23 protein-coding genes are annotated in these 20,576 nt (G+C 40.9%); 22 read left to right on the top strand and 1 reads right to left on the bottom strand.

Annotation, left to right across the window (positions count from 1 at the left end; all coding sequences use genetic code 11):
* Positions 1 to 19: 19 nt before the first annotated feature.
* From thrC to pcp, 7 genes are all read left to right on the top strand, one after another.
* Complete coding sequence (thrC, locus tag N8L39_RS08845; protein WP_261010747.1) at positions 20 to 1,504, top strand: threonine synthase; 1,485 nt, start codon at positions 20 to 22, stop codon at positions 1,502 to 1,504.
* A gap of 60 nt (positions 1,505 to 1,564) precedes the next feature.
* The gene (locus N8L39_RS08840) at positions 1,565 to 2,845 is read left to right on the top strand and encodes an MATE family efflux transporter (protein ID WP_261010746.1); all 1,281 of its coding nucleotides are present in this window, start codon (positions 1,565 to 1,567) and stop codon (positions 2,843 to 2,845) included.
* Positions 2,846 to 2,848: 3 nt separating this feature from the next.
* Entirely contained in the window at positions 2,849 to 3,472 is a 624-nt protein-coding gene (locus tag N8L39_RS08835) for an HAD family hydrolase (RefSeq protein WP_261010745.1), read from the top strand.
* A gap of 162 nt (positions 3,473 to 3,634) precedes the next feature.
* On the top strand, positions 3,635 to 4,837 hold the full coding sequence (locus N8L39_RS08830; RefSeq protein WP_261010744.1) for a LysM peptidoglycan-binding domain-containing protein: 1,203 nt from the start codon (positions 3,635 to 3,637) through the stop codon (positions 4,835 to 4,837).
* Between the two features lie 303 nt (positions 4,838 to 5,140).
* Positions 5,141 to 5,566 (top strand): MarR family winged helix-turn-helix transcriptional regulator, encoded by a 426-nt coding sequence (locus N8L39_RS08825; protein WP_261010743.1) that lies wholly within the window; start codon positions 5,141 to 5,143, stop codon positions 5,564 to 5,566.
* Between the two features lie 10 nt (positions 5,567 to 5,576).
* Complete coding sequence (locus tag N8L39_RS08820) at positions 5,577 to 5,939, top strand: DUF1304 domain-containing protein (protein WP_143952556.1); 363 nt, start codon at positions 5,577 to 5,579, stop codon at positions 5,937 to 5,939.
* A 112-nt stretch (positions 5,940 to 6,051) separates the two neighbouring features.
* Entirely contained in the window at positions 6,052 to 6,696 is a 645-nt protein-coding gene (pcp, locus tag N8L39_RS08815) for a pyroglutamyl-peptidase I (protein ID WP_261010742.1), read from the top strand.
* A gap of 24 nt (positions 6,697 to 6,720) precedes the next feature.
* Here the strand turns inward: pcp and N8L39_RS08810 are convergent, their stop codons facing one another.
* Positions 6,721 to 7,578, bottom strand: coding sequence for a DUF975 family protein (locus N8L39_RS08810; protein ID WP_261010741.1), 858 nt, complete (start codon positions 7,576 to 7,578; stop codon positions 6,721 to 6,723).
* 116 nt (positions 7,579 to 7,694) lie between these two features.
* Here N8L39_RS08810 and tgt point away from each other — a divergent pair, with 116 nt between their 5' ends.
* From tgt to N8L39_RS08735, 15 genes are all read left to right on the top strand, one after another.
* A complete protein-coding gene (gene tgt, locus N8L39_RS08805; protein WP_001285237.1) occupies positions 7,695 to 8,837 on the top strand; it encodes a tRNA guanosine(34) transglycosylase Tgt in 1,143 nt (380 codons plus the stop codon).
* 100 nt (positions 8,838 to 8,937) lie between these two features.
* Entirely contained in the window at positions 8,938 to 10,755 is a 1,818-nt protein-coding gene (locus N8L39_RS08800; protein ID WP_261010740.1) for an acyltransferase family protein, read from the top strand.
* Positions 10,756 to 10,906: 151 nt separating this feature from the next.
* Complete coding sequence (gene nagA, locus N8L39_RS08795; protein WP_001134550.1) at positions 10,907 to 12,058, top strand: N-acetylglucosamine-6-phosphate deacetylase; 1,152 nt, start codon at positions 10,907 to 10,909, stop codon at positions 12,056 to 12,058.
* A gap of 162 nt (positions 12,059 to 12,220) precedes the next feature.
* Positions 12,221 to 13,279, top strand: coding sequence for a zinc-dependent alcohol dehydrogenase family protein (locus N8L39_RS08790; RefSeq protein ID WP_261010739.1), 1,059 nt, complete (start codon positions 12,221 to 12,223; stop codon positions 13,277 to 13,279).
* A 150-nt stretch (positions 13,280 to 13,429) separates the two neighbouring features.
* The gene (locus N8L39_RS08785) at positions 13,430 to 13,795 is read left to right on the top strand and encodes a DUF1033 family protein (RefSeq protein WP_000286405.1); all 366 of its coding nucleotides are present in this window, start codon (positions 13,430 to 13,432) and stop codon (positions 13,793 to 13,795) included.
* Positions 13,796 to 13,871: 76 nt separating this feature from the next.
* A complete protein-coding gene (gene comGA / locus N8L39_RS08780; protein ID WP_261010738.1) occupies positions 13,872 to 14,813 on the top strand; it encodes a competence type IV pilus ATPase ComGA in 942 nt (313 codons plus the stop codon).
* On the top strand, positions 14,761 to 15,777 hold the full coding sequence (gene comGB / locus N8L39_RS08775; RefSeq protein WP_261010756.1) for a competence type IV pilus assembly protein ComGB: 1,017 nt from the start codon (positions 14,761 to 14,763) through the stop codon (positions 15,775 to 15,777). The genes comGA and comGB overlap by 53 nt, the downstream gene beginning before the upstream one ends.
* 1 nt (position 15,778) lies before the next feature.
* The gene (comGC, locus tag N8L39_RS08770; RefSeq protein ID WP_070482063.1) at positions 15,779 to 16,105 is read left to right on the top strand and encodes a comG operon protein ComGC; all 327 of its coding nucleotides are present in this window, start codon (positions 15,779 to 15,781) and stop codon (positions 16,103 to 16,105) included.
* A complete protein-coding gene (gene comGD, locus N8L39_RS08765; RefSeq protein ID WP_261010737.1) occupies positions 16,098 to 16,502 on the top strand; it encodes a competence type IV pilus minor pilin ComGD in 405 nt (134 codons plus the stop codon). The genes comGC and comGD overlap by 8 nt, the downstream gene beginning before the upstream one ends.
* Positions 16,465 to 16,767, top strand: coding sequence for a competence type IV pilus minor pilin ComGE (comGE, locus tag N8L39_RS08760; protein ID WP_261010736.1), 303 nt, complete (start codon positions 16,465 to 16,467; stop codon positions 16,765 to 16,767). Before comGD ends, comGE begins: the two co-directional genes overlap by 38 nt.
* Entirely contained in the window at positions 16,730 to 17,191 is a 462-nt protein-coding gene (comGF, locus tag N8L39_RS08755) for a competence type IV pilus minor pilin ComGF (RefSeq protein WP_101786341.1), read from the top strand. Before comGE ends, comGF begins: the two co-directional genes overlap by 38 nt.
* Entirely contained in the window at positions 17,169 to 17,582 is a 414-nt protein-coding gene (comGG, locus tag N8L39_RS08750) for a competence type IV pilus minor pilin ComGG (protein WP_261010735.1), read from the top strand. The genes comGF and comGG overlap by 23 nt, the downstream gene beginning before the upstream one ends.
* A 32-nt stretch (positions 17,583 to 17,614) precedes the next feature.
* Complete coding sequence (locus N8L39_RS08745; protein WP_261010734.1) at positions 17,615 to 18,202, top strand: class I SAM-dependent methyltransferase; 588 nt, start codon at positions 17,615 to 17,617, stop codon at positions 18,200 to 18,202.
* Between the two features lie 60 nt (positions 18,203 to 18,262).
* The gene (locus N8L39_RS08740) at positions 18,263 to 19,216 is read left to right on the top strand and encodes a class I SAM-dependent methyltransferase (protein WP_261010733.1); all 954 of its coding nucleotides are present in this window, start codon (positions 18,263 to 18,265) and stop codon (positions 19,214 to 19,216) included.
* A 50-nt stretch (positions 19,217 to 19,266) separates the two neighbouring features.
* A complete protein-coding gene (locus tag N8L39_RS08735) occupies positions 19,267 to 20,457 on the top strand; it encodes an acetate kinase (protein ID WP_261010732.1) in 1,191 nt (396 codons plus the stop codon).
* Positions 20,458 to 20,576 lie beyond the last annotated feature (119 nt).

Genomic DNA, 20,576 nt, shown 5'->3' with positions numbered 1-20,576 from the left:
AGATAAAGGATAGAAAGTAATGACATTAGTTTATCAATCAACGCGTGATGCTAATAATACAGTAACTGCTAGCCAAGCAATTTTGCAAGGTTTGGCAACGGATGGTGGTTTGTTTACACCGCTTACTTATCCAAAGGTAGATTTGGACTTTGACAAATTGAAAGATGCTTCTTATCAAGAAGTGGCTAAGTTAGTTTTGTCAGCATTTTTAGATGACTTTACAGCTGAGGAGTTGGACTACTGTATCAACAATGCCTACGATAGCAAATTTGATACTCCAGCTATCGCACCATTAGTGAAATTAGACGGGCAGTACAATCTGGAGCTTTTCCATGGTTCAACAATTGCCTTTAAGGATATGGCCTTGTCTATTTTGCCATACTTTATGACAACAGCTGCTAAGAAACATGGCTTGGAGAACAAGATTGTCATCTTAACAGCTACATCTGGTGATACTGGGAAAGCTGCTATGGCAGGGTTTGCGGATGTGCCTGGAACTGAGATTATCGTCTTTTATCCAAAGGACGGTGTCAGCAAGGTTCAAGAGTTGCAAATGACCACTCAGACTGGCGACAATACTCATGTTATTGCTATTGATGGTAACTTTGACGATGCGCAAACTAACGTCAAACAAATGTTTAACGATGTAGCCCTGCGTGAAAAATTGGCTGTCAACAAGTTGCAATTTTCATCAGCTAACTCTATGAACATTGGTCGTTTGGTACCACAAATTGTCTACTATGTTTATGCCTACGCTCAGCTTGTTAAAACTGGTGAGATTGTGGCTGGTGATAAGGTCAACTTTACCGTACCAACAGGAAACTTTGGAAATATCTTGGCTGCTTTTTATGCCAAACAAATCGGCCTCCCAGTTGGCAAATTAATCTGTGCTTCAAATGACAACAATGTTTTGACAGACTTCTTCAAGACACGTGTCTACGATAAGAAACGTGAGTTTAAGGTAACAACTAGTCCATCTATGGATATCTTGGTATCCTCAAACTTGGAGCGTTTGATTTTCCATCTTTTGGGTAATGATGCTGAAAAAACAGCTGAACTCATGAATTCCTTGAATAGCCGAGGTCAATATGAGTTGACTAATTTTGATGCAGAGATTTTGGACCTCTTTGCAGCTGAATATGCGACTGAGGAAGAAACAGCGGCAGAAATCAAGCGTGTTTATGAGTCAGATTCTTATATCGAGGATCCACATACGGCGGTCGCCTCAGCAGTTTATAAGAAATACCAAGATGCTACTGGTGATGCGACTAAGACAGTGATTGCTTCAACAGCTAGTCCATACAAGTTTCCAGTGGTTGCCGTAGAAGCTGTAACAGGAAAAGCAGGCTTGACAGACTTTGAAGCCTTGGCTCAATTACATGACATTTCAGGAGTGGCAGTGCCACCAGCGGTTGACGGGCTTGAAACAGCTCCTGTTCGTCATAAGACAATTGTTGCAGCAACAGACATGCAAGTAGCGGTTGAGGCTTATCTAGGACTTTAAGACAGAGGGAGTAAACTCGGTTGGGAAACCAACTGAGTTTCTTTTCATCAGGAGGAAGGATTGTTTAAGAAAAATAAAGACATTCTTAATATTGCCTTACCAGCTATGGGCGAAAACTTTTTGCAGATGCTCATGGGGATGGTGGACAGTTATCTGGTAGCCCACTTGGGCTTAATAGCTATTTCGGGTGTATCAGTAGCTGGCAATATTATCACGATTTACCAGGCGATTTTCATCGCTCTGGGAGCTGCTATTTCCAGTGTTATTTCAAAAAGTTTGGGGCAGAAGGATCAATCTATGCTAGCCTATCATGTGACTGAGGCCTTGAAGATTACCTTACTATTAAGTTTCCTTTTAGGATTTTTGTCCATCTTCGCTGGGAAAGAGATGATAGGACTTTTGGGGACGGAGATAGATGTAGCTGAGAGTGGTGGACTCTACCTATCCTTGGTAGGCGGATCGATTGTTCTTTTGGGCTTGATGACCAGTCTTGGTTCCTTGATTCGTGCAACGCATAATCCACGTTTGCCCCTCTATGTTAGTTTTTTATCCAATGCCTTGAATATTCTCTTTTCCAGTCTAGCTATTTTTGTACTGGATATGGGGATAGCGGGTGTTGCTTGGGGGACTATTCTGTCTCGTTTGGCTGGTCTTGTGATTTTGTGGTCACAATTAAAACTGCCTTATGCGAAGCCAACTTTTGGTTTAGATAAGGAACTGTTGACCTTGGCTTTACCAGCAGCTGGAGAACGTCTCATGATGCGGGCTGGAGATGTCGTGATCATTGCCTTGGTTGTTTCTTTTGGAACGGAGGCAGTGGCGGGAAATGCGGTCGGAGAAGTCTTGACCCAGTTTAACTACATGCCTGCTTTTGGAGTTGCTACGGCAACGGTCATGCTGGTGGCTCGAGCAGTTGGGGAGGATAATTGGAAAAAAGTAGCTAATTTGAGCAAGCAAACCTTTTGGCTTTCTCTGCTTCTCATGTTTCCCTTGACGCTTAGTGTCTATGCCTTGGGCATACCACTGACTCATCTCTATACGAATGATTCTCTAGCGGTGGAGGCTAGTGTGCTAGTGACACTTTTTTCACTACTTGGTACTCCTATGACGATAGGAACAGTCATCTATACAGCAGTCTGGCAGGGTTTGGGCAATGCTCGGCTTCCCTTTTATGCGACAAGTATAGGAATGTGGTGTATCCGCATTGGAACAGGGTATCTGATGGGGATTGTGCTTGGTTGGGGCTTGCCCGGTATTTGGGCCGGAACCCTTTTGGATAATGGTTTTCGTTGGTTATTTCTACGCTATCGTTACCAGCGCTATGTGAGCTTGAAAGGATAGGAAATGCAAAAAACAGCTTTTATTTGGGATTTAGACGGGACTTTATTGGACTCTTACGAAGCGATTTTGTCAGGAATTGAGGAAACTTTTGCTCAGTTTTCTATTCCTTATGATAAGGAGAAGGTGAGAGAGTTTATTCTCAAGTTTTCTGTGCAGGATTTGCTTGTGCAGGTGGCGGAAGAGAGAAAACTGGATGTGGAAGTGCTAAATCAGGTGCGTGCCCAGAGTTTGGCTGAGAAGAATGCTCAGGTAGTTTTGATGCCAGATGCGCGTGATGTGTTGAATTGGGCAGATCAAGTAGGAATTCAGCAGTTTGTTTACACTCATAAGGGAGACAATGCTCTTACCATTCTCAGAGACTTGGGTTTGGAATCTTATTTTACAGAGATTTTAACAAGTCAGAGTGGCTTTGCGCGGAAGCCAAGTTCAGAAGCGGCTACTTATCTGTTAGGCAAGTATCAGTTGGATTCTGAGAAGACCTATTATATAGGGGATCGGACTCTGGATGTGGAATTTGCCCAGAATAGTGGGATTCAAAGTATCAACTTTTTAGAGTCGACTTATGAAGGCAATCACAGGATTCAAGCGTTAGCAGATATTTCCCGTATTTTTGAGGCTGAGCAATAAAAAGATTGTGTCAGTTTTGTGACAGAGACCTAACAAACTATTTCAAGTAACCGAGTTTGTTACAAGGAATAGACAGTTTTGTTAAATAGGCCCGAGAGGGCTTTTTTTCTGCATTTTTTGTGTTATGATAGACAGGTACTCATTTGAAAGGAATTTGAAAGAATGAAGAAAAGAATATTATTAGCCTCAACGGTAGCCTTGTCATTTGCCCCAGTATTGGCAACCCAAGCAGAAGAAGTTCTTTGGACTGCACGTAGTGTTGAGCAAATCCAAAATGATTTGACTAAAACGGATAACAAAACAAGTTATACCGTTCAGTATGGTGATACCTTGAGCACCATTGCAGAAGCCTTGGGTGTAGATGCCACAGTTCTTGCGAATTTGAATAAAATCACGAATATGGACTTGATTTTCCCAGAAACTGTTTTGACAACGACTGTCAATGAAGCAGAAGAAGTAACGGAAGTTGAAATCCAAACACCTCAAGCAGCTTCTAGTGAAGAAGTGACAACTGCGACAGCAGATTTGACAACCAATCAAGTGACGGTTGATGATCAAACTGTTCAGGTTGCAGACCTTTCTCAACCAATTGCAGAAGCTCCAAAAGCGGTAGAAACTACAAGAACAAAAGAAGTGGCATCAAGTTCAGAAGTTGCAGAGACAGTGACTGCTTCAGAAGAAGTCGCGCCTTCTACAGGAACTTCTGTTTCAGAGGAGCAAAGATCCGAAACAAGTAGTGCAGTTGCAGAAGCAGCTCCTCAGGCAACGACTCCAGCTGAGAAAGAGGAAACACAAGCAAGTTCCCAAGCTGAATCAGCAGTGGAAGCAACTACAACGCCAGTAGAAGAAAAGGTAGCCGAAACAACTGCAACAAGTTCAGAAGAAGCAAAAGAAGCCTCATCAAAAGAAGCTACAACAGCAGTTTCTACTTATCAACCAGAAGAGACGAAAACAACTTCAGCAACTTACGCAGCTCCAGCTGCGCCCGATTATGCTGGACTGGCAGTAGCAAAAGCTGAAAATGCAGGCCTTCAACCACAAACGGCTGCCTTTAAAGAAGAAATTGCCGACTTGTTTGGTATCACATCCTTTAGTGGTTACCGTCCAGGAGACAGTGGAGATCACGGAAAAGGTTTGGCTATCGACTTTATGGTACCAGAAAGCTCAGAATTAGGGGATAAGATTGCGGAATACGCTATTCAAAACATGGCCAGCCGTGGAATTAGTTACATTATTTGGAAACAACGTTTCTATGCTCCATTCGATAGCAAATATGGACCAGCTAATACTTGGAACCCAATGCCAGACCGTGGTAGCGTGACAGAAAACCACTATGACCATGTTCACGTTTCAATGAATGGATAAACCAGACTTTGTAATATCATTTTGACGAATGAGATCTAGCTTTCATGATAGGAAGCGATTCTCGTTCGTTTTTTCTTTGTCATACTCTTCGAAAATCTCTTTAAACCACGTCAGTTTCGCCTTGCCGTACTCAAGTAGAGCCTGCGGCTAGCTTCCTAGTTTGCTCTTTAACTTTCATTGAGTATCAATATGAATGGAAAGTTAGCATCTTGTAATGATTCAAGCATAATCCTTGAAATTTATTTTACTTCGTATTATAATTGATTAGTCAATTATTGATAAATCAATAAAAAGGAAGAAGAAATGTTAGAGATTCAAGATTTACTTTATCAACTCCGCTTGTCTGAGCAAGCGAGTACGCAATTGTTTGAAAAAAGACTTGGGATTAGTTTGACACGGTATCAGATTTTATTATTTTTGCTGAAGCATTCCCCTTGTAATCAAATAGCGGTTCAGGAGCGTTTGAAGATTGATCAGGCTGCTTTGACCCGACATTTCAAAATTCTGGAAAAGGAAGGTTTGGTGGAGCGTCATCGTAATCCTGAAAATCAGCGAGAAGTGTTGGTAGAGACTACGAAGTATGCGAAGGAGCAGTTAGTGATGAATCCGCCTCTGCAGCATATCAAGGTTAAAGAAGCGATGGAAAGTATCTTAACAGAGTCTGAAAAAACAGAACTCAGCCGTTTATTAAATAAGTTGGTTTTGGGTATTGAAAATATAGAAATTTAAAGAGAAATAGATGTCAATTATTACAATCATTTTAGCAACGATTGTTGCTTTGGAGCATTTTTACATTTTTTATTTAGAAAGTATTGCAACGCAATCAGATGCAACCAGTCGAGTATTTAACATGGAAAAGGAAGAACTGGCTCGTCCGTCTGTAAGTTCATTGTTTAAAAATCAAGGGATTTATAATGCTTTGCTAGGAGTCTTTCTCTTGTATGGAATTTATTTCTCACAGAATTTAGAAATTGTGACTATTTTTGTTTTATTTGTGATTGGGGCTGCGGCTTATGGCTCTCTCACAGCAGATAAGAAAATTATTTTGAAGCAAGGTGGACCAGCTATTTTGGCCTTGATTAGTATTTTTCTCTTTAAATAAGTTCAAAGGTCAATCTTAGTCTCTCTAGTCCTTTTCACTCCAGAATAAGGGAAATATGTTATACTTGTTTTTAAGAAAAAAGTCTCATTGAATTTGTTTTGAGGAGTTAGAAATGAAAGTATTAGTGACAGGTTTTGAGCCCTTTGGAGGGGAAAAGGTCAATCCAGCTTTGGAGGCCGTTAAAGGTTTACCAGCTGAAATCCATGGTGCTGAGGTCCGTTGCTTAGAAGTGCCGACAGTCTTTCACAAATCGGCCCAAGTATTGGAAGAAGAGATGAACCGTTATCAACCGGACTTTGTCCTTTGTATCGGCCAAGCAGGTGGAAGATCTAGCTTGACACCTGAGCGAGTAGCTATTAATCAAGACGATGCACGCATCCCTGATAACGAAGGTAATCAGCCGATTGACCTTTCCATTCGTCCAGATGGTGCTCCGGCCTACTTTAGTAGTCTGCCTATTAAAGCGATGGTTCAAGCTATAAAAAAAGAGGGCTTGCCGGCCTCTGTTTCCAATACGGCAGGGACTTTTGTCTGCAATCATTTGATGTATCAGGCCCTCTATTTGGCAGAAAAGAAATTTCCACATGTCAAGGCAGGTTTTATGCATATTCCTTATATGATGGAACAGGTGGTGAATCGACCGACTACCCCAGCTATGAGTTTAGTGGATATTAGGCGAGGGATAGAAGCGGCAATCGGCGCCATTATCGAACATGGAGATGAAGACCTCAAGTTGGTAGGCGGAGAAATTCATTGATAGAAAAAAGCTTGAGGGCCACCTTCAAGCTTTTAGACGTTTTCGAGCCAGTACTGCTCGGTAAAAAATTATTTTATTGATTTGAATGTAGGGTAGGAGTGTGAAACTAGCAATCCCAAAAGTAATCCAATTGAGGAAGTACCAAGGAAGAAGTTGTAAGTCTAGGACGAAACGCTGAAACTTGTAACCCTTCATCAGGAAACGGCTGGTTTTAAGGATTTGTCCTGGTTTAGCTTGTCCCAAGTCTAGGGTGTCACAGAGGAGAAATTCTACATGCGAATAGGCATAGTATTGTGGAATATAGAGACTATTTCCGACAATCATCAAGAGGATACTTGCTAGAAAGTAAAGACCAAAGGTCATGAGGAAACGCTCAGTTTCAATTGACGTGAGATCCAGATTGGGAAATTCAGGATGAAGGACAACGAATTTCTTTGCTAGAAAGCTACTGTAAAAAAGAAAGTAAATTCCAAGCAAACTAGGAATACTCCATAAGAAGAGATAGAAACGTTTGAGAAGGAGAGTCAAAAAGGTTTGTGAAAAGTGCTCTTCGTTAAAGAGTGTGAGACTATTTTTGACGGATAGTCCTGTATCAGGATTCTTGATGAGTTTCAGTGTTGTATAGACTGAACTGGTTAGAAGTATTGTTCCGATAAAGGAAACTAATAATGGAAAGAGGTAGGCTTGGAATACATGGCCAAACACGCTTAAAAAGGGTTGTTCTAAAATTGCTTCGTTGATACGCTCTAAGGGATTGAGGAAGCCAGACAAGATGACCAGCATGCTAGGTAAGAGATAGACGAGAAAGAGGCGGGGATTTTCAGCCTGAAATTGTCTGGCTTGCAGACGAACGGTTTTTAAATCAATTTTTGGGTATTTCATTCTCTCATTATACCATAGTTCGTGACAGTTCCAGCTTTTTTTGATAAAATCATACAGTATGCCCTTGGGCACAAAGTATGAACTGGGACTGTCTTTCCCAGCTTCGGAGGTAAAAAATGTCAGATTCACCAATCAAATACCGTTTGATTAAGAAAGAAAAACACACAGGAGCTCGTCTGGGAGAAATCATCACTCCCCACGGTACCTTCCCAACACCTATGTTTATGCCAGTTGGGACACAAGCCACTGTCAAAACTCAGTCGCCTGAAGAATTGAAGGAGATGGGGTCGGGAATTATCCTGTCAAACACTTATCATCTCTGGCTTCGCCCTGGGGATGAACTCATTGCTCGCGCAGGTGGTCTCCACAAGTTCATGAATTGGGACCAGCCTATCTTGACAGATAGTGGTGGTTTTCAGGTTTATTCCTTAGCAGATAGCCGTAATATCACAGAAGAAGGAGTAACCTTTAAAAACCATCTCAATGGTTCTAAGATGTTCTTGTCCCCAGAAAAAGCCATTTCTATTCAGAATAATTTAGGCTCAGACATCATGATGTCCTTTGACGAATGTCCTCAGTTTTATCAACCTTACGACTACGTTAAGAAATCAATCGAGCGTACCAGCCGTTGGGCTGAGCGTGGTTTGAAGGCTCATCGTCGTCCGCATGACCAAGGATTATTTGGGATTGTGCAGGGGGCAGGATTTGAAGACCTGCGTCGCCAATCGGCTCATGACCTTGTAAGTATGGACTTCCCAGGTTACTCTATCGGTGGTTTGGCGGTGGGAGAAACCCACGAAGAGATGAATGCGGTCTTGGACTTTACAACTCAACTGCTACCTGAAAACAAACCTCGCTATTTGATGGGTGTGGGAGCGCCAGATAGCTTGATTGATGGGGTGATTCGTGGAGTAGATATGTTTGACTGTGTCTTGCCGACTCGTATCGCTCGTAACGGAACTTGTATGACCAGTCAAGGTCGTTTGGTTGTCAAAAATGCCCAGTTTGCTGAGGACTTTACGCCGTTGGATCCTGAGTGTGATTGCTACACATGTAAGAACTATACACGTGCTTATCTTCGTCACCTGCTCAAGGCTGATGAAACCTTTGGTATCCGCTTGACGAGTTATCACAATCTTTACTTCTTGCTTAACCTGATGAAGCAAGTACGACAAGCCATCATGGATGACAATCTTTTGGAATTCCGTGAGTATTTTGTTGAAAAATATGGCTATAATAAGTCAGGACGTAATTTTTAAACTGGAATTGATACAAGCTAAAAATCCTAAGTTTTCTCTTGGGATTTTTCTTCTTTTTTTGATAGAATAAAGTGTATAATGAAAGGGAGAATAAACTCGTATGCGTATTAAATGGTTTTCCTTGATTAGGATTACAGGTTTACTTTTGGTACTCTTGTATCATTTCTTTCAGACAATCTTTCCTGGAGGATTTTTCGGGGTAGATGTCTTTTTCACATTTTCAGGCTTTCTGATTACGGCTCTACTTATCGAAGAATTTTCTAAAAATCATGAGATTGACTTGATAGGATTTTTTAGGAGACGCTTTTATCGGATTGTGCCACCTGTGGTTTTGATGGTTTTGGTGACCATGCCTTTTACTTTCTTGGTTCGCCAAGACTATGTGGCTGGAATTGGGGGTCAGATTGCGGGTGTCTTAGGCTTCATGACCAACTTCTATGAAATGCTAACAGGTGGGAGTTATGAATCTCAGTTCATTCCTCATTTGTTTGTTCATAATTGGAGCTTGGCTGTTGAGGTTCACTACTATATCCTCTGGGGATTGGCAGTTTGGTTCTTATCTAAACAGTCCAGATCAAATGGTCAGTTGAGAGGAATGGTCTTTCTCTTATCTGCTGTTGCCTTCTTGATCAGCTTCTTCTCCATGTTTATTGGTAGTTTTCTAGTAACCTCTTATTCCTCTGTTTACTTCTCCAGTTTAACTCATGTCTATCCATTCTTTTTGGGAAGTGTGTTAGCAACTATCGTAGGCGTTCGTCAGACAACTTCTTTAGTTAAGCAGTTGGATAAAATCTGGGATTTACGCAAGACCCTTTTAGTTTTTGGAGGAGGTTTTGGCTTCTTACTCATTTTGACCTTCTTTGTCAAATTTACCTATCTCTTTTCCTATCTTATGGGCTTCTTGCTTGCCAGCCTTGCGACCATTGCTATGATTTTGGCGGCGCGTGTCTTTCATGAAAAGACTCCTCATATACAGGAACCAAAGATTATTAGCCTTTTAGCAGATACTAGCTATGCGGTTTATCTTTTCCATTGGCCTTTCTACATCATTTTCTCACAGTTGACATCAAATCTTCTTGCTGTGTTATTAACTTTGATTTTTTCTTATGGATTCGCCAGCCTATCATTTTATGTGTTGGAACCTTGGATTGCAGGAAAGAACACACCTGTTTTACAAACCCTTCGTTCTCTTCCTCATATTCACACAATCCTTGCAGCAAGTACAGGAATCTTGGTCTTCATTGTCTTCTTAGTGACTTTGTTGGCACCACAAGTGGGAGCGTTTGAGACAGACTTAACTGTCAATGGCTTAAAGCAAGCTGCAACAAATATTAGCCAGACCAAGGTGATGACAGAACGAGCAGAAGCTGATAGTTTAGGAATTGCTGATGGCACTATGTTAATTGGTGACTCGGTGGCTTTAAGGGCAAATACAGCACTACAGACAGCCCTTCCTGGAGCACAGATTAACGCGCAGGTCAGCAGAACAACCAAGACCGCCAATGAAATCATGCTCAACAATAGCCAGAATAAATTTCTACCAAAGATGGTGGTTATTGCAACTGGGGTAAATAATCCTGAAAATTACAAGGAAGATTGGGATAGTATCGTGAAAAATCTTCCTAAGGGCCACCATATGGTTTTGGTGACTCCTTATGAAGGAGATAAGACAAAAGAGACCTATGGAATCGTTGAGAAGGCGGCTGCCTATATGAGAGAATTAGCAGAGAAGACTCCTTACATCACGATAGCAGATTGGAATCAAGCTGCTAAGGAACATCCAGAAATTTGGACTGGGACAGACCAAGTCCATTTTGGAAGTGATAATAGTAAAATTGAAGCAGGAGCTAAATTGTATGCAGATACCATTGCTGCAGCCTTGCAAACAGCTCAAGACAAGCCGGTCAAATCAAAATAACTTGTATTAAAAAGAGAAGAGTTGGAGAAATCCAGCTCTTTTAAAATATCTCTAGAAAATAGGTCTATACCATTTACAAATGAATCAGAAAAGTTTATAATGTAATTGACATAATAAATATCAAAAGTAATCTTTTAAGGAGGTCATTATTATGCCTAATTACGTTAAAGCGGATCAGTTTTTCTATCCATTTGGCATTCGTCGCGGTGGGTACTTAGAACTTGTTGATGGCAAATTTGGGAAACATGTGGATCAAATTCCTGAAGGAGCAGAGGTTCTTGACTATACTGGTTATAGCATTGCACCAGGTCTTGTGGATACTCATATTCATGGATATGCAGGTGTAGATGTGATGGACAACAACATTGAAGGTACATTGCATACTATGAGTGAAGGACTTCTTAGTACCGGTGTTACCAGTTTCTTGCCCACAACTTTAACAGCCACTTATGAGCAATTGCTTGCAGTCACTGAAAATCTTGGAAACCATTATAAAGAAGCAACAGGTGCTAAGATTCGTGGGATTTATTATGAAGGTCCATATTTCACAGAAACTTTTAAGGGAGCACAAAATCCAACTTATATGAGAGACCCGGGTGTTGAGGAGTTTCATTCTTGGCAAGATGCTGCAAAAGGGATGCTAAATAAAATCGCTATTGCACCAGAACGTGATGGGGTGGAAGATTTTGTACGTACTATTACAGGTGAAGGTGTGACAGTTGCACTTGGACACTCAGATGCGACGTTTGAACAAGCTAAGAAGGCAGTTGATGCTGGAGCTAGTGTATGGGTACATGCCTATAATGGGATGCGTGGTTTAACACACCGCGAACTCGGTATGGTAGGAGCTATGTATGAGCTCCCACATACTTACGCAGAATTGATTTGTGATGGTTATCACGTAGATCCAAAAGCTTGTGAGATTTTACTTAAGCAAAAGGGGACAGAAAACATCGCTCTTATTACGGACTGTATGACAGCTGGTGGGCTTGAAGACGGTGACTATATGTTGGGAGAATTCCCTGTTGTAGTAGCAAATGGAACTGCACGTCTCAAATCTACTGGTAATTTGGCAGGTTCTATCCTTAAACTTAAAGATGGTATGAGAAATGTTGTCGAGTGGGGTATTGCGAATCCGCATGAAGCGGTCATGATGGCCAGCCTTAACCCAGCTAAATCTGTTAATATTGACGATGTCTGTGGTCAAATTCGTGAAGGCTATGATGCGGACTTTATCGTATTAGATAAAGATTTGGAATTGGTAGCAACCTACCTAGACGGTGTGAAACGTTATCAAGCATAAGAGAGAAAGCAGAAGTTAGAGACTAGCTTCTGCTTTTTTATCTATATTGCTTTACCGGTAAATAAAAAAGTTAAAAAAATCACAAAAAAACTTGAACAAACAAATGAAAAGGCTTACAATTATATTATAAATAGTACAAATAAAAAAACGGAGGAATGCTTTATGAAAGCCTATACTTATGTTAAACCAGGACTTGCTTCTTTTGTTGATGTAGACAAACCAGTTATTCGCAAGCCAACAGACGCTATTGTGCGTATCGTAAAAACCACTATTTGTGGAACAGACCTCCATATTATCAAAGGGGATGTCCCTGCTTGCCAAAGTGGTACCATTCTTGGTCACGAAGGGATTGGGATTGTTGAAGAAGTTGGGGAAGGAGTTTCGAACTTCAAAAAAGGCGACAAGGTCTTGATTTCTTGTGTCTGTGCCTGTGGTAAATGCTACTACTGTAAAAAAGGAATTTATGCCCACTGTGAAGACGAAGGGGGCTGGATTTTCGGTCACCTGATTGATGGTATGCAGGCTGAATATTTACGTGTCCCTCATGCAGATAACACTCTTTACCATACTCCAGAAGACTTGTCAGATGAAGCTTTAGTTATGCTATCAGACATTCTACCTACTGGATATGAAATTGGTGTCTTGAAAGGGAAAGTAGAACCTGGTTGCAGCGTAGCCATTATTGGTTCAGGTCCAGTTGGATTGGCTGCACTTTTGACAGCTCAGTTCTACTCACCAGCCAAATTGATTATGGTGGACTTAGACGATAACCGCTTGGAAACTGCTGTATCATTTGGTGCGACTCACAAGGTTAATTCTTCAGACCCTGAAAAAGCCATTAAAGAAATTTATGATTTGACAGATGGTCGTGGTGTGGATGTTGCTATCGAAGCTGTTGGTATTCCTGCAACATTTGATTTCTGTCAAAAGATTATCGGTATAGACGGAACAGTTGCCAACTGTGGTGTGCATGGTAAACCAGTCGAATTCGATTTGGACAAACTTTGGATTCGCAACATCAATGTAACAACTGGTTTGGTATCTACAAATACAACTCCACAATTGTTGAAAGCACTTGAAAGTCATAAGATTGAAGCAGAAAAACTGGTAACTCACTATTTCAAACTCAGTGAAATTGAAAAAGCCTATGAAGTTTTCGGCAAAGCAGCAGACCACCATGCCATTAAGGTCATCATCGAAAACGATATTTCAGAAGCTTAACTAGTAAAAACGTTTTGGAACATAAGCAAATAGAAATTCAGTCATCCATCAGATGGCTGGATTTTTTATCTGGAAATTAAGAAATGAGCATATTTCTTTCCTTGTCTGGCGGAATTAGTTATAATATACGGTACAAAGGAATGAATGAATATGTATCGTGTTATAGAAATGTACGGAGATTTTGAACCGTGGTGGTTCTTAGAAGGTTGGGAAGAAGATATTGTAGCTAGTAAGAAATTTGACCAGTATTATGATGCTCTCAAATACTACAAAACTTGCTGGTTTAGATTGGAACAAGAATCTCCTCTTTATAAAAGTAGAAGTGACTTGATGACCATTTTTTGGGATCCGGAAGATCAACGTTGGTGTGATGAATGTGATGAGTATTTACAACAATACCATTCTTTGGCTCTTTTGCAGGATGAGCAGGTTATCCCAGATGAAAAACTACGTCCAGGCTATGAAAAACAAACAGGTAAGGAAAGACACCGTTCTTGCCGTATGAAATTAAAATAGAGAAAAAGTAACTTTTTTGGAGTTGCTTTTTTTATTTTTCCAAATCTTTGCGAATAGTATAGGTGAGGAGGTAAGTATGGTTCAAGAAATTGCACAAGAAATCATTCGTTCGGCTCGGAAAAAAGGGGCACAAGACATTTATTTTGTCCCTAAGTTAGACGCCTATGAGCTTCATATGAGGGTCGGAGATGAGCGCTGTAAAATTGGTAGTTATGATTTTGAAAAGTTTGCGGCTGTCATCAGTCACTTTAAGTTTGTGGCGGGTATGAATGTTGGAGAAAAGCGACGTAGTCAGCTAGGTTCCTGCGATTATGAATATGACCAGAAGATGGCGTCTCTACGTCTATCTACTGTAGGCGATTATCGAGGACATGAGAGTTTAGTGATTCGCTTGCTGCATGATGAGGAGCAGGATTTGCATTTTTGGTTTCAGGATATCGAGGAACTGGGCAATCAGTACAGGCAACGTGGTCTCTATCTTTTTGCTGGCCCAGTTGGCAGTGGCAAGACGACCTTGATGCACGAATTGGCTAAATCTCTCTTTAAAGGACAGCAAGTCATGTCCATCGAAGATCCTGTAGAAATCAAGCAGGACGACATGCTCCAGTTGCAGTTGAATGAGGCGATTGGGCTAACCTATGAAAATCTCATCAAGCTATCCCTACGGCATCGTCCTGATCTCTTGATTATCGGAGAAATTCGAGACAGCGAAACGGCGCGTGCAGTGGTCAGAGCCAGTTTGACAGGTGCGACAGTCTTTTCAACCATTCATGCCAAGAGTATTCGAGGTGTTTATGAGCGCTTGCTGGAGTTGGGTGTGAGTGAGGAGGAATTAGCAGTCGTTCTGCAAGGAGTCTGCTACCAGAGATTAATCGGGGGAGGAGGAATCGTTGACTTTGCAAACAAAGACTATCAAGAACACCAGTCAACTAGCTGGAATGAACAGATTGACCAGCTTCTTAAAGATGGACATATCACAAGTCTTCAGGCTGAAACGGAAAAAATTAGCTACAGCTAAGCAAAAAAATATCATCACCTTATTTAATAATCTCTTTTCCAGCGGTTTTCATCTGGTGGATACCATCTCCTTTTTAGATAGGAGTGCCTTGTTGGACAAGCAGTGTGTGACTCAGATGCGTACAGGCTTGTCTCAGGGGAAATCATTCTCAGAAATGATGGAAAGTTTGGGTTTTTCAAGTGCCATTGTCACTCAGTTATCCCTAGCTGAAGTTCATGGGAATCTCCACTTGAGTTTGGGAAAGATAGAAGAGTATCTAGACAATCTGGCCAAGGTCAAGAAAAAATTAATTGAAGTAGCGACCTATCCCTTGATTTTGCTGGGATTTCTTCTCTTAATCATGCTGGGACTGCGTAATTACCTACTACCACAACTGGATAGTAGCAATATTGCTACCCAAATCATTGGCAATCTGCCACAAATTTTTCTAGGCATGGTAGGATTTGTTTCAGTAGGTGTCCTTTTAGCACTCACTTTTTATAAAAGAAGTTCTAAGATGCGCGTCTTTTCTATCCTAGCACGCATTCCTTTCCTTGGAATCTTTGTGCAGACCTATTTGACAGCCTATTATGCGCGTGAATGGGGTAATATGATTTCTCAAGGGCTGGAGTTGACGCAGATTTTTCAAATCATGCAGGAACAAGGTTCCCGGCTCTTTAAAGAAATCGGTCAAGATTTAGCTCAATCCCTACAAAATGGCCGCGAATTTTCTCAGACTATAGGAACCTATCCTTTCTTTAAAAAGGAGTTGAGTCTCATCATCGAGTATGGGGAAGTCAAGTCCAAGCTGGGTAGTGAGTTGGAAATCTATGCTGAAAAAACTTGGGAGGCCTTTTTTACCCGAGTCAACCGCACCATGAATTTGGTGCAGCCACTGGTTTTTATCTTTGTGGCACTGATTATCGTTTTACTTTATGCGGCAATGCTCATGCCCATGTATCAAAATATAGAGGTAAATTTTTAACATGAAAAAAATGATGACATTCTTGAAAAAAGCTAAGGTTAAAGCTTTTACACTTGTGGAAATGTTGGTGGTCTTACTCATCATCAGTGTGCTTCTCTTACTCTTTGTACCTAATCTGACCAAGCAAAAAGAAGCAGTCAACGACAAAGGAAAAGCTGCTGTTGTTAAGGTGGTGGAAAGCCAGGCAGAGCTTTATAGCTTAGATAAAAATGAAGATGCTAGCCTAAGCAAGTTACAAGCAGATGGGCGAATCACAGAAGAACAGGCTAAAGCTTATAATGAATACTATACTAAAAATGGAGGGGCAAATCGTAAAGTCAATGATTAAGGCCTTTACCATGCTTGAAAGTCTCCTGGTTTTGGGTCTTGTGAGTATTCTTGCCTTGGGCTTATCTGGCTCTGTCCAGTCCACTTTTGCGGCGGTAGAGGAGCAGATTTTCTTTATGGAATTTGAAGAACTCTATCAGGAAACCCAAAAACGCAGTGTAGCCAGTCAGCAAAAGACTAGTCTGAACTTAGATGGGCAGACGATTAGAAATGGCAGTCAAAAGCTGACAGTTCCTAAAGGAATTCAAGCACCATCGGGACAAAGTATTACATTTGACCGAGCTGGGGGCAATTCGTCCCTAGCTAATGTTGAATTTCAGACCAGTAAAGGAACGATTCGCTATCAGTTATATCTAGGAAATGGAAAAATTAAACGCATTAAGGAAACAAAAAATTAGGGCAGTGATTTTACTGGAAGCAGTAGTGGCTCTAGCTATCTTTGCCAGCATCGCGACCCTTCTTTTGGGACAAATTCAAAAAAATAGGCAAGAAGAAGCAAAAATCTTGCAAAAGGAAGAAGTCTTGAGGGTAGCTAAGATGGCCTTGCAGACAGGTCAAAATCAGGTAAAGTTAAACGGAGTGGAGATTCAGGTGTTTTCTAGTGAAAAAGGATTGGAGGTCTACCATGGTTCAGAACAGTTGTTGGCTATCAAAGAGCCATAAGGTCAAGGCTTTCACCTTGTTGGAATCACTGATTGCTCTCATTGTCATCAGTGGAAGTTTACTCCTCTTTCAAGCCATGAGTCAGCTCCTCATTTCAGAAGTTCGCTACCAGCAACAAAGCGAGCAAAAGGAGTGGCTCTTGTTTGTGGACCAGCTGGAGGCAGAATTAGACCGTTCGCAATTCGAAAAAGTGGAGGGCAATCGCCTCTATATGAAGCAAGATGGCAAGGATATCGCTATGGGTAAATCCAAATCAGATGATTTTCGAAAAACTGATGCCAGTGGACGAGGATATCAGCCTATGATTTATGGACTTAAATCTGCTCAGATTACAGAGGATAATCAACTGGTTCGTTTTCGTTTCCAGTTTCAAAAAGGCTTAGAAAGGGAGTTCATCTATCGTGTGGAAAAAGAAAAAAGTTAAGGCAGGTGTTCTCATCTATGCAGTCACTATGGCAGCCATCTTTAGTCTTTTGTTACAATTTTACTTGAACCGACAGATCACCCACTATCAAGACTATGCTTTGAATAAAGAAAAGTTGATTGCTTTTGCTATGGCCAAGCGAACCAAAGATAAGGTTGATAAGGAAAGTGGGGAACAGACCTTTAATCTGGGTCAGGTGAGTTATCAAAATAAGAAAACTAGCTTGATAACAAGGGTTCGTACGCCTAAGAGTCAATATGAGTTTCTGTTTCCTTCAGTCAAAATCAAAGAAGAGAAAACAGATAAAAAGGAAAAGGTAGCGACCGATTCAAACGAAAAAATGGAGAAGAAAAAATCAGAAAAGAAGCCTGAAAAGAAAGAGAATTCCTAGCTAATCAAGCTATTTTGTGCTAAACTAAAAATATGAAACATGATTTTAACCACAAAGCAGAAACTTTTGATTCACCTAAAAATATCTTCCTTGCAAACTTGGTTTGTCAAGCAGTCGAGAAACAGATTGATCTTCTATCAGACAAAGAAATTTTGGATTTCGGTGGAGGGACGGGGCTGTTAACCTTGCCCCTAGCCAAGCAGGCCAATTCTGTAACATTGGTGGATATTTCTGAGAAAATGCTGGAGCAAGCTCGCTTGAAAGCGGAGCAGCAAGAAATCAAGAATATCCACTTTCTGGAGCAAGATTTACTGGCAAATCCCTTGGAGCAAGAGTTTGATCTCATTGTTGTTTGTCGAGTTCTTCACCATATGCCTGATTTGGATGCGGCTCTCTCACTGTTTTATCAACATTTGAGTGAAGATGGACAACTCCTACTTGCTGATTTTACCAAGACAGAAGCTAACCATCATGGATTTGAATTGGTTGAACTGGAAAACAGGATAGCCCAGTTTGGTTTTTCATCTGTGCATAGTCAGATCCTCTATAGCGCTGAAGACCTGTTTCAAGGAAATTACTCAGAACTCTTTTTAACAGTAGCCCAAAAATCACTCGCCTAGTCAGGGAGTGATTTTTCTATAAGGATGGAAAAAAGAAGGGAAATTTGATAAGATAGGAATATGGATTTTGAAAAAATTGAACAAGCTTATACCTATTTACTAGAGAATGTCCAAGTCATCCAAAGTGATTTGGCGACCAATTTTTATGATGCCTTGGTGGAGCAAAACAGCATCTATTTGGATGGTGAGACTGAGTTAGAGCAGGTCAAGGAGAACAATCAGGCCCTTAAACGCTTAGCGCTTCGCAAAGAAGAATGGCTCAAGACCTACCAGTTTCTCTTGATGAAGGCTGGGCAGACAGAGCCCCTACAGGCCAATCACCAGTTTACACCAGATGTTATTGCCTTACTTTTGGTGTTTATTGTGGAAGAGTTGTTTAAAGAGGAGGAAATTACTATCCTCGAAATGGGTTCTGGGATGGGAATTCTAGGGGCTACTTTCTTGACCTCGCTTAATAAAAAGGTGGATTATTTGGGAATGGAAGTGGATGATTTGCTGATTGATTTGGCGGCTAGCATGGCAGATGTAATTGGTTTGCAGGCTGGCTTTGTCCAAGGAGATGCCGTTCGTCCACAAATGCTCAAAGAAAGCGACGTGGTCATCAGCGACTTGCCTGTCGGTTATTATCCTGATGATGCCGTTGCGTCGCGCCATCAAGTTGCTTCTAGTCAAGAACATACTTACGCCCATCACTTGCTCATGGAACAAGGCCTTAAGTACCTCAAGTCAGATGGATACGCTATTTTTCTCGCTCCGAGTGATTTGTTGACCAGCCCTCAAAGTGACTTGTTGAAAGGCTGGTTGAAAGAGGAAGCGAGTCTGGTTGCCATGATCAGTCTGCCTGAAAATCTCTTTGCTAATGCTAAACAATCTAAGACTATTTTTATCCTACAGAAGAAAAATGAAATAGCAGTAGAGCCTTTTGTTTATCCACTTGCTAGCTTACAAGATGCAAGTGTTTTAATGAAATTTAAAGAAAATTTTCAAAAATGGACTCAAGGTACTGAAATATAAAATAGATTTTGTTATAATAGATGAAAACGCTTAAAAAGGGGTATCATGTTATGACAAAAACAATTGCAATCAATGCGGGAAGTTCAAGTTTGAAATGGCAATTATACTTAATGCCAGAAGAAAAAGTATTGGCGAAAGGCTTGATTGAACGTATTGGTTTGAAAGATTCAATTTCAACTGTAAAATTTGATGGCCGTTCTGAACAACAAATTTTGGATATCGAAAATCACACACAAGCTGTTAAAATTTTATTGGATGACTTGATTCGTTTCGATATTATCAAGGATTATGACGAGATTACAGGTGTTGGACACCGTGTTGTTGCAGGTGGAGAATATTTCAAAGAATCAACAGTCGTTGAGGGAGATGTTTTAGAAAAAGTTGAAGAGTTGAGCTTGTTGGCTCCTCTCCACAATCCAGCCAATGCAGCAGGTGTTCGTGCCTTCAAGGAATTGTTGCCAGACATTACCAGTGTAGTTGTTTTTGATACTTCATTCCACACAAGTATGCCAGAGAAAGCTTATCGCTACCCTCTACCAACAAAATATTACACAGAAAACAAGGTTCGTAAATATGGTGCCCACGGTACAAGTCACCAGTTTGTAGCAGGAGAAGCTGCAAAACTCTTGGGACGTCCATTAGAGGACTTGAAATTGATTACTTGCCACATCGGTAATGGTGCTTCTATTACAGCTGTTAAGGGTGGTCAATCTGTCGATACTTCAATGGGATTTACTCCACTTGGTGGTGTGATGATGGGAACTCGTACAGGGGATATTGACCCAGCTATCATTCCTTACTTAATGCAATATACAGAGGATTTTAGCACGCCTGAAGACATTAGTCACGTTCTGAATCGTGAATCAGGACTGATGGGGGTTTCAGGTAAATCTAGTGATATGCGTGATGTGATTGCTGCTATGGAAGAAGGGGACCACGATGCCACTTTGGCTTATGAAATGTATGTTGACCGTATCCAAAAACATATCGGCCAATACCTTGCAGTCTTAAATGGAGCAGATGCTATTATCTTTACAGCAGGTATCGGTGAAAATGCTGCAAATGTGCGTGAAGATGTTATCTCAGGTATCTCTTGGTTTGGTTGTGATGTTGACCCAGAGAAGAATGTCTTTGGTGTGACAGGAGACATCTCAACAGATGCAGCTAAAATCCGTGTATTGGTTATTCCAACAGATGAAGAGCTAGTTATTGCCCGTGACGTTGAACGCTTGAAAAAATAAGTAAAACTAGTAAAAATATTTAGTACAAGGAGTTGGAAAAGAGATTTTTCCAGCTTCTTTTTCTGATGGAAATGTCCAAAACCTTGCCATGATTGGCTTTTTTGAAAAATATGGTATAA

This window comes from Streptococcus mitis (assembly GCF_946190285.1).
GTDB lineage: Bacteria > Bacillota > Bacilli > Lactobacillales > Streptococcaceae > Streptococcus > Streptococcus mitis_CP.
This window is presented reverse-complemented; position numbering and strand designations above follow the sequence as displayed.

What these genes read in the sequence shown, in the direction of transcription:
- comGC (WP_070482063.1), top strand. Translation starts at nt 15,779, where the DNA reads ATGAAAAAAATGATGACATTCTTGAAAAAAGCTAAGGTTAAAGCTTTT.
- thrC (WP_261010747.1), top strand. Translation starts at nt 20, where the DNA reads ATGACATTAGTTTATCAATCAACGCGTGATGCTAATAATACAGTAACT.
- N8L39_RS08810 (WP_261010741.1), bottom strand. Translation starts at nt 7,578, where the DNA reads ATGAAATACCCAAAAATTGATTTAAAAACCGTTCGTCTGCAAGCCAGA.
- nagA (WP_001134550.1), top strand. Translation starts at nt 10,907, where the DNA reads ATGCCTAATTACGTTAAAGCGGATCAGTTTTTCTATCCATTTGGCATT.
- N8L39_RS08790 (WP_261010739.1), top strand. Translation starts at nt 12,221, where the DNA reads ATGAAAGCCTATACTTATGTTAAACCAGGACTTGCTTCTTTTGTTGAT.
- pcp (WP_261010742.1), top strand. Translation starts at nt 6,052, where the DNA reads ATGAAAGTATTAGTGACAGGTTTTGAGCCCTTTGGAGGGGAAAAGGTC.
- N8L39_RS08735 (WP_261010732.1), top strand. Translation starts at nt 19,267, where the DNA reads ATGACAAAAACAATTGCAATCAATGCGGGAAGTTCAAGTTTGAAATGG.
- tgt (WP_001285237.1), top strand. Translation starts at nt 7,695, where the DNA reads ATGTCAGATTCACCAATCAAATACCGTTTGATTAAGAAAGAAAAACAC.
- comGE (WP_261010736.1), top strand. Translation starts at nt 16,465, where the DNA reads ATGGAAAAATTAAACGCATTAAGGAAACAAAAAATTAGGGCAGTGATT.
- comGA (WP_261010738.1), top strand. Translation starts at nt 13,872, where the DNA reads ATGGTTCAAGAAATTGCACAAGAAATCATTCGTTCGGCTCGGAAAAAA.
- N8L39_RS08745 (WP_261010734.1), top strand. Translation starts at nt 17,615, where the DNA reads ATGAAACATGATTTTAACCACAAAGCAGAAACTTTTGATTCACCTAAA.
- N8L39_RS08835 (WP_261010745.1), top strand. Translation starts at nt 2,849, where the DNA reads ATGCAAAAAACAGCTTTTATTTGGGATTTAGACGGGACTTTATTGGAC.
- N8L39_RS08830 (WP_261010744.1), top strand. Translation starts at nt 3,635, where the DNA reads ATGAAGAAAAGAATATTATTAGCCTCAACGGTAGCCTTGTCATTTGCC.
- N8L39_RS08825 (WP_261010743.1), top strand. Translation starts at nt 5,141, where the DNA reads ATGTTAGAGATTCAAGATTTACTTTATCAACTCCGCTTGTCTGAGCAA.
- comGD (WP_261010737.1), top strand. Translation starts at nt 16,098, where the DNA reads ATGATTAAGGCCTTTACCATGCTTGAAAGTCTCCTGGTTTTGGGTCTT.
- N8L39_RS08740 (WP_261010733.1), top strand. Translation starts at nt 18,263, where the DNA reads ATGGATTTTGAAAAAATTGAACAAGCTTATACCTATTTACTAGAGAAT.
- comGF (WP_101786341.1), top strand. Translation starts at nt 16,730, where the DNA reads ATGGTTCAGAACAGTTGTTGGCTATCAAAGAGCCATAAGGTCAAGGCT.
- N8L39_RS08785 (WP_000286405.1), top strand. Translation starts at nt 13,430, where the DNA reads ATGTATCGTGTTATAGAAATGTACGGAGATTTTGAACCGTGGTGGTTC.
- comGB (WP_261010756.1), top strand. Translation starts at nt 14,761, where the DNA reads ATGGACATATCACAAGTCTTCAGGCTGAAACGGAAAAAATTAGCTACA.
- N8L39_RS08800 (WP_261010740.1), top strand. Translation starts at nt 8,938, where the DNA reads ATGCGTATTAAATGGTTTTCCTTGATTAGGATTACAGGTTTACTTTTG.
- N8L39_RS08820 (WP_143952556.1), top strand. Translation starts at nt 5,577, where the DNA reads ATGTCAATTATTACAATCATTTTAGCAACGATTGTTGCTTTGGAGCAT.